The sequence below is a fragment of the Streptococcus salivarius genome (genome assembly GCF_002094975.1).
Lineage (GTDB): Bacteria > Bacillota > Bacilli > Lactobacillales > Streptococcaceae > Streptococcus > Streptococcus salivarius_D.
This window is the reverse complement of record NZ_CP015283.1, coordinates 1,002,754-1,019,042: the sequence shown is the minus strand read 5'-3', so window position 1 is coordinate 1,019,042 and position 16,289 is coordinate 1,002,754. Positions and strand designations below refer to the sequence as shown.

Sequence of the window (16,289 nt, the reverse complement as noted above, 5' to 3'; positions counted from 1 at the left end):
TATTGAGAACAAACTTATTCGCCACACTTATTCTGAATAATCTCCGCTTAGGTATTCTTTGTTTGTCTCTTCCCCACCATGTCCAAGTCCTCTTTAATAATTCGAAAGTCTGCAAGAAACAAATATATTTCCATATCTATGAAAGTTTTTGGTGCAATTAATCTAAGAATTTCTATGATTTTTTCACTTCTAGAGTACTCTAGTTTTACGAAGTATTCAATCTAGTTAAGTAGTTATAAATAAAAATATCAAACTTACTATAGCTTAGTTTAACCATTGTGTATTATGTTTTATTCCGACTTTTCTACTACTCATCTCTTATAGGTATCTTACGAATATAAAATTATCGTTACTGATTTCGTCATATCATAAAAAGAAAGCTGAAGGGGGAAAATTATTTTAGGAATTTGAAAATAATTATTTGTTCTTTGCCACCCATCCAATAGCATCTGATGGGGGATTATCAATATCAATCCAGATAAACTCTATACCAATTTCACCATTTTTGAATTTGCTGAGACGAATACCGTTGATTTCCAATTCATCTAAACGTTGTGCCGTTAGGATTTCCCGCTCAGCAAGTTGGAAAACTCCTCTCAAAATCCAATTACCAAGAATATCCTGTTTATCTATAGACTGGATTGCTTTCCCAGATTCTTGGTTAATATAGGCATCAATAATATCTCCAGATGGTAAAAATTTCAACTTAAACGTTCGATTTTCTTTTGAAAGAGCGAGCTTCTTTGTTCCAGGTTTAAACGTACCAATATTTTTTCCAAAAAAATCTGGTCGCTCGGTATGAAAATGATTTGATTCTGGAATTGGGATGTAAACCTCGCTCACAGGTCGGTAAACCAACTTTTCAATACTCTTTTTTAAATTTCGATTATTCTTTAAGTGAGCAAAATCTACTAACTTCTCACGAATAATCTTCATTTGATTTTTTTCTTCCTTAGTCTTCCAACTTTTTAATAGAATCTCCTCTAATGAATGTATAGCAAAAGCCATCTCCTCTGAGGATAACTCGTTTTTAAAGCGATGCTGAAATTTTATAATACGTGGTAAACGGTCTTTCTTAGCTAACTTGGATCCGCCATTAAATCCATTAAAACCAGAATTTTCTTCTACATTACCATTTTTATCTGTGATTACCCAAGAGACAGTTTCTAAAATATCAGAATCTTTCTTATCTGCTGTCAATAAATGAAGATTCTCAAAAAGATAAAAGGGGTCTTCGACATACTGTACATCCCAAGTATCGACAATAATCTCCTTATTATTAAAAGTCATATGTAGCTGACTATCTGCAGCAGTGTATTTGTAATCATGATGACCATCGGTAAACCTAAAATTCGTTGGATTTTTTAGATTGGTCGACCCTTTAATTTGTAAATTGTCCAAATCAACTGGTAAATAAGATGTCTCGCCCACATGAATTTGAGGGACTCTACCTTTTGGTGTCGGCATTAATACATGATACACAGCCTCCACATGGGTTGAATCTGACTTAAAACCCTTAATCAATGCTTTGGAAGATTCAATTCGTTGATTCCGTAAAGTTGCAATTTTTCGAGCTAATTTTTCATATCGCCCATAATTTTCCCTATCTGCACTTTCTTTATCAGGAGAAATCTCAGCATAAAAAGTAATTTCACTTAGTAATTCATTCCAAGACTGTGAGTCTTTCTTAAACTGAGCAATCTTTTGGTCGCCTGAATTAAGACCAAATGATTTGATACCAACAAGATATTTGTGGTTCTCATCAACGACAACCGAAGCATCATAGGAGGTATTTGCAATATCCTCTCCAACTGCTTGAAAAGCTCTTTGAAAAACTGTTTCTTGAAATTTTGAATTAACAATTGGAGCTACAAAATCCTCTGCGCTATTCTTTTCATCTACTTCTGCTTTTTGTGAAAAGGCCTCACTCAGACTAGCAAAATTGGTAATGAGAGTCTTGTATTTTTCTTTTTGTTCTTGTTTTAGGTGTTCCCACATCAATTGATCCTCACTTCTTGCTTAAGTATATCAAAAGAAGACTAGATTTTCACTAGTCCTCTTACTTATATAATTCGTTAAATAATGCTGTAAAACGCTAAATTGCTACGATTTTCGGATAACCTAACATAATTTTAGCTGGAAAAAACAAAACGTATAGATTCATTATCTATTTATGGACAGCATATAGAACTCTTTACTTTTTTTATTACGAATCAACGATTCATACTGTTTATCAGTAATAACTTCAAGATTGCCATCATATTCTTCATAAATTTTTTTGTATGCATCGGCTTCATTATTTACAAAATCTTTAACATACGACTCGCCTTCAAATTGTCCATTCATCTTGATATAGATAATTGCGATATTTCCTGAGCGATCATGTTGAGTTTTACCTATACCCTTGTTTAAAGCCTTAGCAACATTCTCCGCAATGCGTTTAATTACAGGAACAACGACACTGTTTCCTGCTTGTTTATACAGCTGACCGTTAGAAACCCCCTCTGGGAGTCTAAAGGATTTTGGATACCCTTGAACATTAAAGGTTTCTTTCGGAGTCAACTTACGAATCTCACCACTGTCTGTCAAGATCAATGGAACGTTATGTCCGCCTGTTCCCATATTTGCTGTCAGAGTAGGGACTACACCATTCTTATTTTCACGAACGTATTGGCGACGCCATTGGTATACCGTATCCTGACTAGTCACACACTCTTTTAATTCATCATAAAATCTTTGCTTACCTTCTCTGTAATAGAATGCTTCGCCAGGTGTCGCACCAAAATCAATCACATCACTCAAAGAAGTTGTCAAATTGACTTCTTCAGGAAATTCAAAAACATCGTAGGCTTCTTTAGTATCGAAACCAACAATATAGATACGCTCACGGTTTTGTGGGATATTCCCATAGTCTTTCCCATTGAGAACCTTCCACTTGATGAAGTAGTTGTTCTCAGTCAAAGCTTCACGAATGACCTTAAAAGTATTCCCATGGTCATGACCAACCATGTTCTTTACATTTTCGATGAAAATAGCACGAGGTTTTCGTCCCTCAATCATCCGAAGCAATTCGAAGAAAAGATCACCACGATCATCATCAAAACCCTTGCGGTAACCCGCAATACTAAAAGCTTGACAAGGGAAGCCTCCCATAATCACATCCACACGTTCAGCCGGAATGTCTTTCGGTTGCACCGCATGAATATCCCGACTATCCAAATGCGTGTTCGGATAATTCAAACGATAAGTCTGACGCGCATACTTATCAAATTCATTGGCATACACCACTCTGAACTCGTTGGTCTGTTCAAATCCCAACTCAATTCCCCCAACACCAGAGAAGAAAGCTGCAATGTTGTACTTCTCTGGTCGGTTCGAACTTACAGAATTTGTCATGTTTGCTCCTTTACTAATTATCTAATTCTTGCTTTCCACTTACGCGCTCTTGATTTTTGTTTTATTTTTTGATCTAAAAGTTCATCAAAGATACTCCAGTATTCAAGATATTTTTTCATTTCATTTGTTGAAACTTTTTCCTTGCTTTGCTCTACAACTTCTATAGGAATTAGATATACCAAGCCATTTTTCTTATTAACTGCTACATAGATATCACAATCTTCTTTTGTAATACGTCTACCTTTGTTTCTCTCATGAGTATAATCAATTCCTTGTCCACCTCTTGCGCGATCTTTAAAATAAATTGTATTACCACTAATCCCTTTTACTTGGACTCTAAATGTTTTTCCCTTATATCCAACAATTGCATCATATCTAGAAGTTCTAACATCAACATTTGAACTATCAAAACCTGCTAATATAGCCCTAGCAATAAACAAAAATTGAGCAGAATCTCCTGCATTGGATGTCATTATACCGGTATCTACAGAACTAAGATTAGTACTAAAACCATCAGATAGTATTAACGGGAATAGAGATCTAATTGATTTCGAGAGACGTTTTATCAAAATTTTTGTTTCTTTTTCATCTAATGGAAAATCAAGTTCAGTTAATAGCGATTTTGACATGATTTCGGACAATAAGTCATAAGAACTTTCTTTACACTTCTCTTCAATTATATTCAACATTTTAGATTCAAGATAATCTCCAACATGTTTCTTATACAACACTTTGTTTATTGCAATTTCGGAAATTCGAGTTTTTATAAAATTCTCGTTTTTAAAATCTTCCCAGAGTTGTTCTTTTTCAAAATTTGTCAAAGCATCAAATTTCTTTTTAAGATGTCGAATAATTTCATCTTTATTCTTAAAACTAGAAATTTTGCTATTAATAAGCACAATGTCTTTACGGATTTTTTCTTCTAGGCCCATTTTATTATGCTCCATATATTCAACTATTGCATCAGGAAATAATTAATATCATTATCAAATTTATTTAAAAGCAATCAGAATATATTTTTAGAAAACTTTAATCAATTGTTGTTTCACCAATTTCTTCATTTCTTCAATACGTACGACTGTCGCATCGTATTTAGCTTTGTAATCTTCTTGTTTGTCGCGTTCTTTTTGGACAACTTCTGGTTTGGCATTAGCTACGAAGCGTTCATTGCTAAGTTTCTTACCAACCATGTCGAGTTCTTTTTGCCATTTGGCCAATTCTTTTTCAAGACGAGCCAATTCTTCTTCGACATTTAGAAGGTCAGCGAGTGGCAAGTAGATTTCTGCACCTGTGATGATGCTTGACATAACCAAGTCAGGTACTTCGACATCTGCTGCAATTTCCAAGTGTTCTGGGTTTGTGAAGCGTTTGATGTAGTTGACATTGTCATTGAAGAAGGCATCGAGCTTGCTGTCGCTTGTCTTAATCAAGATAGTGATTGGTTTGCTTGGAGCTACGTTCACTTCTGAACGAGAGTTACGTACTGAACGAATCACGTCTTTAAGAGCTTCAACGCCCGCTGCTGCTTCTTCGTTTTCAAACTCTGGACGAACCACTGGGTATTCCGCAGTCACAATCGTTCCTTCAGAGATTTGGCCATAGATTTCTTCAGTTACGAATGGCATGATTGGGTGAAGGAGACGCAAGATTTGATCCAAGGTGTAAAGAAGAACAGAACGTGTGATGACTTTTTCATCCTCGTTATCGCTATAAAGCACTTCCTTAGTCAACTCAACATACCAGTCCGCAAACTCATCCCAGATGAAGTTGTAGAGAATATGACCAGCCACACCAAATTCGAACTTATCAAAGTTTTCAGTGACCTTACCGATAGTTTCGTTGAGGTTATGGAGAATCCAACGGTCTGTAACGTTACCTGCTTGACCAGCAGCCACTTTAGCTACATTTTCACGTGCCGCATCCAAGGTCAACCCTTCATTGTTCATGAGGATGTAGCGCGAGATGTTCCAAATCTTGTTAATGAAGTTCCATGAAGCATCCATTTTCTCGTAAGAGAAGCGCACGTCTTGACCTGGTGCAGAACCGTTTGAAAGGAACCAACGGAGGGCATCGGCACCATATTTCTCGATAACATCCATTGGGTCGATACCGTTACCAAGAGATTTCGACATCTTGCGTCCTTGCTCGTCACGGATAAGGCCGTGGATAAGGACATTCTTAAATGGTTGGCGTCCTGTGAATTCCAATGATTGGAAGATCATACGAGACACCCAGAAGAAGATGATATCATAACCTGTTACCAAGGTTGAAGTTGGGAAGTAACGTTTGAAGTCTTCTGCTTCCACGTCAGGCCAACCCATAGTTGAGAATGGCCAGAGGGCAGAACTGAACCAAGTATCCAAGACATCTTCGTCTTGTTTCCATCCGTCACCTTCTGGTGCTTCTTCGCCAACGTACATTTCACCCTCAGCATTGTACCAAGCAGGGATTTGGTGACCCCACCAGAGCTGACGAGAGATTACCCAGTCATGGACATTTTCCATCCATTGAAGGAAGGTATCGTTGAAACGAGGTGGGTAGAAATCAACCTTGTCGTCTGTGTCTTGGTTTGCGATAGCATTCTTAGCCAATTGATCCATCTTAACAAACCATTGGGTAGACAAACGTGGCTCAACGGGCACACCTGTACGCTCTGAGTGACCAACTGAGTGAGTCATTTTTTCAATTTCGACAAGGGCACCGATTTCTTCCAATTTCTTAACAACAGCCTTACGTGCTTCAAAGCGGTCCATACCGTTGAATTCACCAGCCAATTCATTCATGGTACCATCATCGTTCATAACATTGACTTGTGGCAAGTTATGACGTTGACCAACCAAGAAGTCATTAGGGTCGTGGGCAGGAGTGATTTTAACCACACCAGTACCAAACTCAGGGTCTGCGTGTTCGTCCCCAACGATTGGGATTGGCTTGTTCAAGATTGGCAAGATAACATTTTTACCAATCAAGTCTTTATAACGGTCATCATTTGGGTTAACCGCTACTGCAGTATCCCCAAACATAGTCTCAGGACGTGTTGTTGCTACTTCAAGGGCACGTGAACCGTCTTCCAACATGTAGTTCATGTGGTAGAAGGCACCTTCGACATCCTTGTGAATAACCTCGATATCAGAAAGGGCTGTACGAGCTTTTGGATCCCAGTTGATGATAAATTCGCCACGGTAGATCCAGCCTTTCTTGTATAGCTCTACAAAAACCTTACGAACCGCTTTTGAAAGACCTTCGTCAAGTGTGAAACGCTCACGAGAGTAGTCTACAGAGAGTCCCATCTTACCCCATTGTTGCTTGATAGTTGACGCATACTCGTCTTTCCATTCCCAGACTTTATCAAGGAATTTTTCACGACCAAGGTCATAACGAGAGATGCCATCTTCAGCCAAACGGGCTTCAACCTTGGCTTGAGTAGCAATACCTGCGTGGTCCATACCAGGAAGCCAAAGCGTATCGAAACCTTGCATACGTTTTTGACGGATGATGATATCTTGAAGAGTTGTATCCCAAGCGTGACCAAGGTGAAGTTTACCAGTTACGTTTGGTGGTGGAATAACGATTGAATAAGGCTTAGCCTTTTTATCGCCAGAAGGCTTGAAAACATCTTCGTCAAGCCATTTTTGGTAACGACCAGCCTCAACCTCGGCTGGATTGTATTTTGGTGAAAGTTCTTTAGACATGTGTGTGTCCTTTCTAGTTATTTCTATTGTTTATTTAAATTTTTATTAATAAATAATTAATTATCTTTTTTAAACCTTATCCCATTTCCCTTTAGCTTCTGAACGGTAACAGGACCAATTCCCTTCAAAGCGAGGATTTCTTTTTCTGTCCAATTTTTAAAGTCAGCAGACGTTTGAATTCCATTTTCAACAAAAATGCGGACAATATCCATCCGAATTCCCTTCATTTTCTCTTCTCGCATAAACGAGAACCAGTTAGTTACCGTATATAACTTTTCCGCTAAATCAGGAGGGCTAGTAATTCCTGATATAGAGCAAAATTTCTCTGCCTCATTTGTCAAAAAGTCTGTCAAAATAATATTTTCCTGTAAATAATCAGACATAGGATACAGGCTAGCTTGTAGTGATTCGACTGAATTTGGGTAATAACATTCCAGTTCTTCTATTTCAGGAATCTTAAAGGGCCAATCTTCATCTATAAAATAGTCAACAGCATCATCGTTGATTTCCACAAGTTTTGCAAATAATTTACTTGCCTCTTCAACCTTTCCTCTAGAGAAAGCAGAAATAATAGCATGTATCAACACAGTATCACTACGTATTCCTTGATTCAGTTCTTCCTGATAGAACCGTTCAACTTTAGATTCTTGTCCAGTGATATGATATAGAGAGAGCATACAGAAAACAAAGTTAGGAGGGAATCGCTCTGGTTGTTTACTTAAGTATAAGTTAACCATTTCCAAAGCCTTATAATAAAATCTTTCCGCCATATAATATTCAATCAGAAACATAAGAGCAGTTAGGATCGGGCGTGCTTCAAAGGAGTTCCAATTGTTATACCCATTGATTTTCCATTTTTCTAAAACCAGAGTTTCAAATTCCAATACTCTTTTAAAAGTTGGTAAGTCAATGTCTTGAACAGTCGAAAGAAAAAGATGATACTCGGCAGCAAAATAATCTGGGTTAAGCTTTAAAACTTGTTTTAACAGTTTATTTCTCTTTTGTTTATTTGGAGTATACATAGCTTCTCTGAATAAAGCATGATCTTGATTCCAATCAAAAGTCCCGGTTCCCAATTTGGAATTGATTTCCTGAACATCCGGATAAACCCCATATTCATAAAAATATTGCATCATTGCTATGTTTTGTTCATCAAAATTTTGAATTTTCCGACGTTCTACAAAGACAGGTTGATACCCAAGTGATTCTGTCAATGCAATTTCTTCTTCAGAAACAACTTTTATCATCAATTTTTGCTTACGCTTAAATTCTTTTTGTCGATTTTTCTTTTTAGCCATCTATCATTACTTCCCACTCACTCTTCAACAAGCCATACATCAAACTGTCACAGCGATTTCCTTGGGCATCTTTGCGGTCCCTTATACAAGCTTCGAGGGTAAAACCAAGCTTCTCAGCGACGCGTTGACTTTGGACATTGTAGCCAAAACATGTCAGCTCAATCTTGTGAAGACCCAAATCCTTAAATCCTAGGTCAATCAAAGCACGCGCCGCTTCTGGCACATAGCTTCGGCCCCAATAATCTGGGTGCAAGGTATAGCCAATTTCCAGCACATCATCTTCGTGGCGATGGTTGAAATCAACAGAACCGATCACTTTATCAGTCCCCTTGACCACAATGCCATAACCAGCTGGGAGATTGTCTTTTTGATTGCGCTCGGGGAGGATATGCTCTAGATAGTAAATCTCATCTTCCAAGGTCTTGACGGGTGGAAATCCTGCTGGGTAAGAGACTTCTGGACGACTGGCAAAATCAAAGATATCTTCGGCATCCGCCACTGTTCGGACTCGTAAAAGAAGACGTTCTGTTTCGATTTGTTCTGGTAATTCAGCTCTTGTCATTCTTCTTCCTCGCTTTCTTGATGAAGCTTCCCATGGGGTCGATTCGGTCATCTAGATAGCGATAGACACGCTTATGTCCATCTCCCATAAAGTAAGCCGGTGCAAAACGGTCATTTTTAAAATGTTCCCTATCATCCAACAAATCAGATTCAGCCAGACGGTCTAGAATCTTAGCAAAGATATGACAGATACCATCTTCCTCAATAATTCTGTCTACCTTACAATCCAAAACGACTGGACAAGCATCCAAAATAGGTGCTTGTGTCAGTTCAGAAGGTCGGAAATCCAAGCCAAGTTTATCAATCTTTTCACGATGACTAATAAAACCAGCCTGTTCCATCTCTAGCATGAGGTTTTCATCAGGAATATTCACTGTAAATTTCTGATAATGTTTAATCTGGTCTGCCGCATTTTCCTCGCTACCAACCCCGATGACTAGCCAATCTCCTAGACTATAGGAAGAACTACAAGTCGTCACATTATAGCCATGTGTCTGGTCCTGGTAACCCAAGATAAAAATGGGAAAACCATAATACAATTTACTGGTCTCAAAAGATTGCTTCATGTCACCCTCCTTTGGTAGGAACGTAGACCTCGCTTTCGCTCCGTCTGCATCAATATCTCTAAATTCACCTGCGACCTTCGGTCTTGGTTCTTTAAAAGATATAGAAAATCCCTGCCATAATATGACAGGGACGAATGTGTATCCGCGGTACCACCCAGTTTTGAGTGGCAACCACTCACAGCTTTCTTGATTCAATTTGACCATCAGCAACCAGCTTTGGCATTTGTGCGGATTTCTCAGTACCACCGCTTCCTGTGACAAATGGGCTTCAAAGCACCTCTGATTGGTCTTATTCTATCACATTTTTAATCTCAAGACAAACGAAATTATGGGGAAGATGTTATCACAATAAGTCAGACTACAGATTCCACTTTGAAACATAGATACAATGCATCACTTCTTATTCTCACTTGAATTGTCAAATTAAGTGCATACTTTCCCCATAGAATACTTCATAAGGTGTTTTCCAGTTAAGACATTTTCGTGGCCTATTATTAAGTTTGTTCTCCCATAGCTGAATAGTCTGATCATCAACCAATGTTAGATCACTACCCTTTGGAAAATATTCTCTAAGTAATCCATTCGTGTTCTCATTGGTTCCTCGTTGCCATGGAGCATGAGGGTCAGGAAAATAGACTTCAATGTTCAATTGATCACTCAATTTCTGATGATAGGTGAATTCTTTCCCTCTATCAGGAGTTACTGTATACTTCGTCAAGGGTTCTAACAGTTTTACCATAGCTTCTATTACCAACTTGCTTTTCTTAACAGCTACCTTTTTGATTTTTAGAAAACGAGAATAACGGTCTGTTAGAGTCACTAAACAAGCTTTTCCAGTTTTACCTGCAACAGTATCGGCTTCCCAATCTCCTATTCTAGTTCGATTATTAGCCTCTTCTGGTCTTTCGTGAATTGTATGAGAAATGGATATTTTCCCTCTATTTTCAACATGACCTTTAGTATGACGTGTTTTCCCACGATGACGAAGTTTACGAATGACACCACGAGCACCATGAGATAATGAGTTATCCTCAAAATGTCCTCGATAAATGGCTCTATAGATTGTTTGATAACTAACAACAGTTTTCCCATACTCTAAGCGCAACCGACCTTCTATTTCTTCAGGAGACCATTGGTAATCGAGAAATAGATGTTTGATGGTATTGCTTAAATTGTGATCTATTTCAAGCATCCGTTTCCGCCCACAGTGTGATTTGGCATTATGGTACGATTCCTGTGCATGATTTGGAGAATAAGCTCCTGATTTTGTATGGCGCTTCCACTCACGACTAATACTAGATGGATGACGATGAAGTAACTTAGCAATTTGAGAAAAATTTAGGCCTTGCGTACGGTAAATGAGAATACTTTCACGCTCGTCTATGGTAAAATGATGGTAGCTCATAAGATTTCCTTTCGTAACTAGTTCGTTCAATTCTATTTTACTAGAAAATCTTATGAGTTTTTATTGTGCACTTATATTGTACATTCAAGCATAAGAAAAATCCCTGTCTTCCGACAAGGATTGTATCTTATTTTTCTTCCTTAGCTCTTTCTTCTTTTAGCCATTTTTCATAGCTTTCAAGTAGATTGATAGCCATTTGGGTTGCCAAGGCTAGTGAGAAAGCTTCTGTACCTTCAGTTGTTTCGTCTTGGACTTCCAATTTACTTTCTTCGTAAATGGCTTTGAGAGCCTTATTGCTAAGCGTGTCTTTAAATGCTTGGAATTCTTTCATGGTCAAAGCCTCCTTGATTCTACGGCAACCTTTACAGCCACTGTTACCGTTTTCACTTTAAGTTTACACCATTTCAGAGAAATTGCAAGGATTTTCCTCAATGATAAGGAGAGCTTTCACTCTATCTGTGACCTACTGAGCAGGAGTCGCAACCCCTGTGAGATACTCAGTTGTATAGGCTACGATAGCTCCCGAATCAGCATTTACTGCGTATTTATAACGCAAATGACTCACTGCATAATCAAAGCTAATATTGTAGACTTTCCCGCTTCCTTCAGTCTTCAAATCTACCGTCAAGTTCGTTACAGAACCTTCAGCCAATCCCGCATGATTGAGTGCTGTTGTTTGAGCAGCTTCTTTAGATACTGGTGGCTCATCCTTGCTTTCGCTAGACTGACTCTCATCTTTAGTCTCTTCACCTTTTTTAGTATCATCCTCATCCTTAGATGTTGGATGGTCACTCTTATGTTTCAAAATAGATCCTGACTGACCATCAATAGTGTATTCAAAATGATTGTCGGGTGTTGTAAAACTAACACTATAGCTTCCATGTAATCCAATACGTAATTTTGAGATTGCTGATTGAGAAATCTCAGAAGTTTGGACACCAGCATTTTTGTAGGCGATGTCTGCCGCATCTTGTTCTGACAAGCGATAACCCGAACCGTTAAAAACAAACAGGGCTACAGCAATAGCAACTGGAATAGCAAGCAGAATCAGATAGCTCGCTAGCTTTTTCATTTTTCGCATAAAATACTCCATTATTTTAATCTAATATCACTATTATATCTTAAAATTCTAAAATTGTCAGATAAGCTTGATTAATTTTTAGAACGGCATTATAAAAAGTTCCCGATAGCTATCAGGAACTTCTATGAAATGTTACTATTTGGCCAGTTACAAAGACTAGGATGGCCATCCAGATAAAGAGGAAGCCTTTCAATTCTCCAAAGCTGACCGTCTCACCAAAAATGAGAATGGCTACAAGAAGTTGAATGGTAGGATTAAGATACTGGATGAAACCGATAAGGTTAAGCGGTGCCCTTTTGACTGCTTCTGAGAAGCAAAGCAAAGGAACAGCCGTCACTACACCTGAGATGACTAGAAGAAACATCTCCAAGCTCGAATAGGAAGAAAATGATTCTGGAGAAAAGAATATGAGATAGATAGCTACAAAAGGTAGTAGCAAGCCACTTTCTACTAGCATGGCTACGTCACTGGAGAGCTTAACCCCTTTTTTGATTAAACCATAGAAACCAAAGGTCAGGGCCAATCCCAAAGAAACCATGGGAAGTTTTCCTGTATTGACAACAAGAACCAGTACTCCTATAAAGGCCAATACCACTGCTGCCCACATGGTCCTACTCAATGATTCACGAAGAAAAATGAGGGCAAATAGGATAGAAACAATAGGCATAATGTAATAGCCCAAGCTAGCCTGCGTCGCTTGACCATGACCCACAGCATAGATATAAATCAACCAGTTAGCTGCTATGAGAAAACTAGCAAGTAGCATCCGAAGTAAGACTTTCTTATCTCGCCAAAGTTCGATTAATTCATCTTTAAAACGTGCATTTTGCTTAGCAACTAGGGCATAGACCAACATAGTCACTACAGTAAAAACAATTCGCCATGAGAAGGTGTTGTAAGCCGAAACACCTGCTAAAAGCTTCCAAAAAAGGGATAAAAATCCCCATTGAATATAAGTCGCTAGACCAAAGAATAGCCCTTGATTTTTTCTAGTCAACGACCACACCTGCTTTGTCCACAGATAGGATGAAGGTTTCACCATCTAAACCAAGACCATCTATTGCCGTTTTAAGAGCCTCAGCCTGATCATTTGGTGTCAAGGTCATAACTGTTGGGCCAGCACCTGAGAGATAGGCCGCATAAGCACTGTATTGGCCTGACAATTCTTTAATAGTCGCAAATTCTTTAACCAGTTTTTGACGGTAGCGTTCGTGGAACATGTCTCCTTGGATGGCACGTCCCGCCTTAACCAAATCACCTGCAAAGAGGGCAGCAATGGCAACGTTGGCAATAGATGATGCAGCTACAGCTTCTTTGTAAGACAAGTCACTTGGAAGAACCCCACGTGAATCAGACGTTTTGAGTTCATAGCTCGGGATGAAGGCTACAAAGGCACACTCTGGAAAATCTGTAACAATGCTATTAACATGTTCGTCCACATAAGAGGCCACAACAAGATTCCCAAAAATAGCTGGAGCAACATTGTCCGGGTGACCTTCAATCTTGGTCGCAATATCAAGTTTATCATCGTCTGAGAGCTTCAAGTCTGCCAATTGATTGGCCAACTCGATTCCTGCGACAATAACAGAACTTGAAGAACCTAGCCCACGCGCCAAGGGAATATCTGATGTCATCACCAATTTATGGGGCTGCAAATCAGACTTCACCTGCAAGGCTGTTGAAATGAGGAGGTTATTTTCATCTGAAGGAATATCGCCCAAATCGTGTTCGATATGCCATGCATCTGCTGGTTCAAGCACCTCGATTGTCAAATATTTAGAAACGGCAACACCCACAGAGTCAAAACCTGGACCAATATTGGCAGATGTTGCTGGGACAGTAATTTTCATAATAATACACCAAAAGGAGGAAAGCCATTAGCGACTTTTCTCCTTGAATACCTTTCTTATACGCGCCAGTATGGGCTTATCAATTAGTTAGACAAAACTTTCAATGTGTTGACAACAGTGAAATCTTCTGCTGCTTCAAGTTTTTCAGTAACAGCTTTGAGTTGTGTTTTAGACATAGCATGTGTAATCACAACGATACGAGCTGTTGTGCCATTTGCTTTTTGTTGCAAGACTTGTTCAAATGAAATATCTTCTGAGTTGAAGATTTCAGACAAGTGAAGGATTTTACCTTTTTCGTCTGGCGTATCAAGGGCAAAGTAATAGTTGCTCTTAACGTCCGCTGGATTAGCCAATGGCAAGTCGCGGCGGAACTCGTTGAATGGTTTACCAACATTGCCATCTGAAAGACGACGAGCAATACGGATAATGTCTGCCAAAACAGATGTTGCTGTTGGTTTTTGACCAGCACCTGGTCCGTAGTACATTGATTCGCCAATACCGATAGATTCAACAAAGACCGCATTCATAACATCGCTAACGCTAGCAAGTGGGTGATTTTTTGGCAAGAATGTTGGTGATACTTCTGCTGAGATACCTGATTCTACTTCACGCACATCACCAACCAATTTGATGACATAGCCCAATTCTTGAGCGACAGCTACATCATCAGTAGAGATGTTTGTAATCCCCTTGTGAGTCACATCGTCGAAATCAATTGTGGCACCAAAACCAAATTGGCTAAGGATAACAGCTTTATAAGCAGCGTCAATACCTTCAACGTCGTTGGTTGGATCACTTTCAGCATAACCAAGTTCTTGGGCAGTCTTAAGAGCATCCTCATATGACCAACCTTCGTCAACCATCTTAGTCATCATAAAGTTAGATGTTCCGTTAAGCACACCGAGAATACGTGTCACCTTGTCAGATGTCAAAGAATTAGCCAAAGTACGCAAAATTGGAATACCACCAGCAACAGCAGCTTCATAGTAGAAAGCCACGCCCTTATCTTGGGCAAGAGAAATCAACTCTTTGCCGTGAGTTGCAATCAAGTCTTTGTTAGCAGAAACTACGTTTTTTCCTGCTTCAAGTGCTTTTGTGATAAAGGTACGAGCTGGCTCGATACGTCCCATCAATTCAACAACGATTTGAATCTCGTCATCGTTAAGGATTTCGTCAACATTTGTGACAAAATTGTAGTCGTTACCTGCAGCGATAAGACGATTTTTTTCCTCGTCATCTTTAACCAAAACCTTCGCAATTTCGAGTTGGTCACGTGAGGCTGCAAGAACCTTTTCACCATTTTCCTTCAAAAGGAAAGGAATACCGCTAGCTACTGTACCAAAGCCAAGCAATCCAATTTTAATAGACATTTACGATTTCTCCTTAAAAACATAAATTTCTTTAATTGTACCATATTTCTATCGGAATTGACAGAATATTGTTGCCATTTAAGAAGCTAAGTATTCTTTTTTACTGAAAATTTTGTGCATTTCCACTCCATTTTTGTTAGAATAATAGCTAGACCTATTTGAAAGGGGATACAATGACTTCTCAAAAGAAAAAATCAACTAACGCTAACAGAAAGAAACTGAACCTTCTTCTGCTTTTACTAAATCTAGTCCTCCTTGGCTTACTGGCAGTTTTCATGTTAAACCGCCCAAGCCAGTCTGGAAATAGCCAAAAAGGAACCCAGACAAGCCAATCTACGAGTACAGCTAAATGGAAAACCTATGACGAGCCTGTCCAAATCCCTATCCTGATGTATCATGCCGTACACGTCATGGATCCATCTGAAGCTTCTAACGCCAACCTTATCGTTGACCCAGACCTCTTCGAGGCACAAATCAAGGCCTTGGCCAAGGCAGGCTACTATTTCCTAACGCCTGAAGAAGCCTATAAGGCCTTCACCGAAAATGCCTTGCCTGCTAAGAAGGTTGTTTGGCTGACCTTTGATGATGGTAACGAAGATTTCTATACGATTGCCTATCCGATTCTCAAAAAATACAAGGCTAAGGCGACCAACAATGTGATCACTGGCTTTGTTAAGAAGGGAAATGCTGGAAATCTTACCGTCAAGCAGATGAAAGAAATGATGGCGCACGGCATGAGCTTCCAGTCTCATACGGTTAACCACCCTGATTTATCAGCCACTGACAAGGCAACACAAAAGGTTGAATTAACGGATTCTATTGACTTCCTTGAAAACAAACTCAATACTAAGGTCAATACCATTGCCTACCCATCAGGTCGCTACAATCAAACGACACTGGACCTAGCTAAGAAAACATACAAGTTAGGACTGACAACTAACGAAGGGCTAGCTAGTGCCAAGGATGGTCTCCTCTCACTTAATCGTGTCCGTATTCTGCCAACAACAACAGCTAAAGGACTTCTCAGCGAGATTGCTACTGACAATAAGTAAAAGAAATCACTTGATTCA

Annotated in this window: 14 protein-coding genes; 1 reads left to right on the top strand and 13 read right to left on the bottom strand. The window is 39.1% G+C overall.

From position 1 onward, the window contains the following. Positions 1-417: 417 nt before the first annotated feature. From V471_RS05240 to V471_RS05175, 13 genes are all read right to left on the bottom strand, one after another. A complete protein-coding gene (locus V471_RS05240) occupies positions 418-1,998 on the bottom strand; it encodes a hypothetical protein (RefSeq protein ID WP_014632776.1) in 1,581 nt (526 codons plus the stop codon). A gap of 165 nt (positions 1,999-2,163) precedes the next feature. Beyond that, complete coding sequence (dcm, locus tag V471_RS05235) at positions 2,164-3,396, bottom strand: DNA cytosine methyltransferase (protein WP_045001549.1); 1,233 nt, start codon at positions 3,394-3,396, stop codon at positions 2,164-2,166. Between the two features lie 17 nt (positions 3,397-3,413). After that, the gene (locus tag V471_RS05230; RefSeq protein WP_014632774.1) at positions 3,414-4,343 is read right to left on the bottom strand and encodes a group I intron-associated PD-(D/E)XK endonuclease; all 930 of its coding nucleotides are present in this window, start codon (positions 4,341-4,343) and stop codon (positions 3,414-3,416) included. 72 nt (positions 4,344-4,415) lie between these two features. Beyond that, positions 4,416-7,088 (bottom strand): valine--tRNA ligase, encoded by a 2,673-nt coding sequence (locus V471_RS05225; RefSeq protein WP_014632773.1) that lies wholly within the window; start codon positions 7,086-7,088, stop codon positions 4,416-4,418. A gap of 56 nt (positions 7,089-7,144) precedes the next feature. After that, positions 7,145-8,386 (bottom strand): helix-hairpin-helix domain-containing protein, encoded by a 1,242-nt coding sequence (locus V471_RS05220; RefSeq protein WP_013990181.1) that lies wholly within the window; start codon positions 8,384-8,386, stop codon positions 7,145-7,147. Continuing rightward, complete coding sequence (locus V471_RS05215; RefSeq protein ID WP_014632772.1) at positions 8,379-8,948, bottom strand: GNAT family N-acetyltransferase; 570 nt, start codon at positions 8,946-8,948, stop codon at positions 8,379-8,381. The genes V471_RS05220 and V471_RS05215 overlap by 8 nt, the downstream gene beginning before the upstream one ends. After that, positions 8,935-9,513, bottom strand: coding sequence for a flavin reductase family protein (locus tag V471_RS05210; protein WP_014632771.1), 579 nt, complete (start codon positions 9,511-9,513; stop codon positions 8,935-8,937). The genes V471_RS05215 and V471_RS05210 overlap by 14 nt, the downstream gene beginning before the upstream one ends. 418 nt (positions 9,514-9,931) lie before the next feature. Continuing rightward, positions 9,932-10,918, bottom strand: a complete 987-nt coding sequence (locus tag V471_RS05200) for an IS30 family transposase (protein WP_013990693.1) — start codon at positions 10,916-10,918, stop codon at positions 9,932-9,934. A gap of 127 nt (positions 10,919-11,045) precedes the next feature. After that, positions 11,046-11,249 carry a hypothetical protein gene (locus tag V471_RS05195; protein WP_002886082.1) on the bottom strand — a complete coding sequence of 68 codons (204 nt, stop codon included), beginning with the start codon at positions 11,247-11,249 and terminating at the stop codon, positions 11,046-11,048. Between the two features lie 132 nt (positions 11,250-11,381). Further along, complete coding sequence (locus V471_RS05190) at positions 11,382-11,999, bottom strand: PepSY domain-containing protein (protein ID WP_084871178.1); 618 nt, start codon at positions 11,997-11,999, stop codon at positions 11,382-11,384. A 112-nt stretch (positions 12,000-12,111) separates the two neighbouring features. Beyond that, complete coding sequence (rarD, locus tag V471_RS05185; protein ID WP_084871177.1) at positions 12,112-12,996, bottom strand: EamA family transporter RarD; 885 nt, start codon at positions 12,994-12,996, stop codon at positions 12,112-12,114. Then, positions 12,989-13,849 carry a homoserine kinase gene (gene thrB, locus V471_RS05180; RefSeq protein ID WP_084871176.1) on the bottom strand — a complete coding sequence of 287 codons (861 nt, stop codon included), beginning with the start codon at positions 13,847-13,849 and terminating at the stop codon, positions 12,989-12,991. Before thrB ends, rarD begins: the two co-directional genes overlap by 8 nt. 83 nt (positions 13,850-13,932) lie before the next feature. Beyond that, the gene (locus V471_RS05175) at positions 13,933-15,219 is read right to left on the bottom strand and encodes a homoserine dehydrogenase (RefSeq protein ID WP_084871175.1); all 1,287 of its coding nucleotides are present in this window, start codon (positions 15,217-15,219) and stop codon (positions 13,933-13,935) included. Between the two features lie 173 nt (positions 15,220-15,392). Here V471_RS05175 and V471_RS05170 point away from each other — a divergent pair, with 173 nt between their 5' ends. After that, positions 15,393-16,271 carry a polysaccharide deacetylase family protein gene (locus tag V471_RS05170; protein ID WP_070654863.1) on the top strand — a complete coding sequence of 293 codons (879 nt, stop codon included), beginning with the start codon at positions 15,393-15,395 and terminating at the stop codon, positions 16,269-16,271. The last annotated feature ends 18 nt before the right edge of the window (positions 16,272-16,289 follow it).

Bases quoted from the DNA above. Each gene is read 5' to 3' on its own strand.
- V471_RS05240 (WP_014632776.1), bottom strand. From the start codon at position 1,998: ATGTGGGAACACCTAAAACAAGAACAAAAAGAAAAATACAAGACTCTC.
- dcm (WP_045001549.1), bottom strand. From the start codon at position 3,396: ATGACAAATTCTGTAAGTTCGAACCGACCAGAGAAGTACAACATTGCA.
- V471_RS05230 (WP_014632774.1), bottom strand. From the start codon at position 4,343: ATGGAGCATAATAAAATGGGCCTAGAAGAAAAAATCCGTAAAGACATT.
- V471_RS05225 (WP_014632773.1), bottom strand. From the start codon at position 7,088: ATGTCTAAAGAACTTTCACCAAAATACAATCCAGCCGAGGTTGAGGCT.
- V471_RS05220 (WP_013990181.1), bottom strand. From the start codon at position 8,386: ATGGCTAAAAAGAAAAATCGACAAAAAGAATTTAAGCGTAAGCAAAAA.
- V471_RS05215 (WP_014632772.1), bottom strand. From the start codon at position 8,948: ATGACAAGAGCTGAATTACCAGAACAAATCGAAACAGAACGTCTTCTT.
- V471_RS05210 (WP_014632771.1), bottom strand. From the start codon at position 9,513: ATGAAGCAATCTTTTGAGACCAGTAAATTGTATTATGGTTTTCCCATT.
- V471_RS05200 (WP_013990693.1), bottom strand. From the start codon at position 10,918: ATGAGCTACCATCATTTTACCATAGACGAGCGTGAAAGTATTCTCATT.
- V471_RS05195 (WP_002886082.1), bottom strand. From the start codon at position 11,249: ATGAAAGAATTCCAAGCATTTAAAGACACGCTTAGCAATAAGGCTCTC.
- V471_RS05190 (WP_084871178.1), bottom strand. From the start codon at position 11,999: ATGCGAAAAATGAAAAAGCTAGCGAGCTATCTGATTCTGCTTGCTATT.
- thrB (WP_084871176.1), bottom strand. From the start codon at position 13,849: ATGAAAATTACTGTCCCAGCAACATCTGCCAATATTGGTCCAGGTTTT.
- V471_RS05175 (WP_084871175.1), bottom strand. From the start codon at position 15,219: ATGTCTATTAAAATTGGATTGCTTGGCTTTGGTACAGTAGCTAGCGGT.
- V471_RS05170 (WP_070654863.1), top strand. From the start codon at position 15,393: ATGACTTCTCAAAAGAAAAAATCAACTAACGCTAACAGAAAGAAACTG.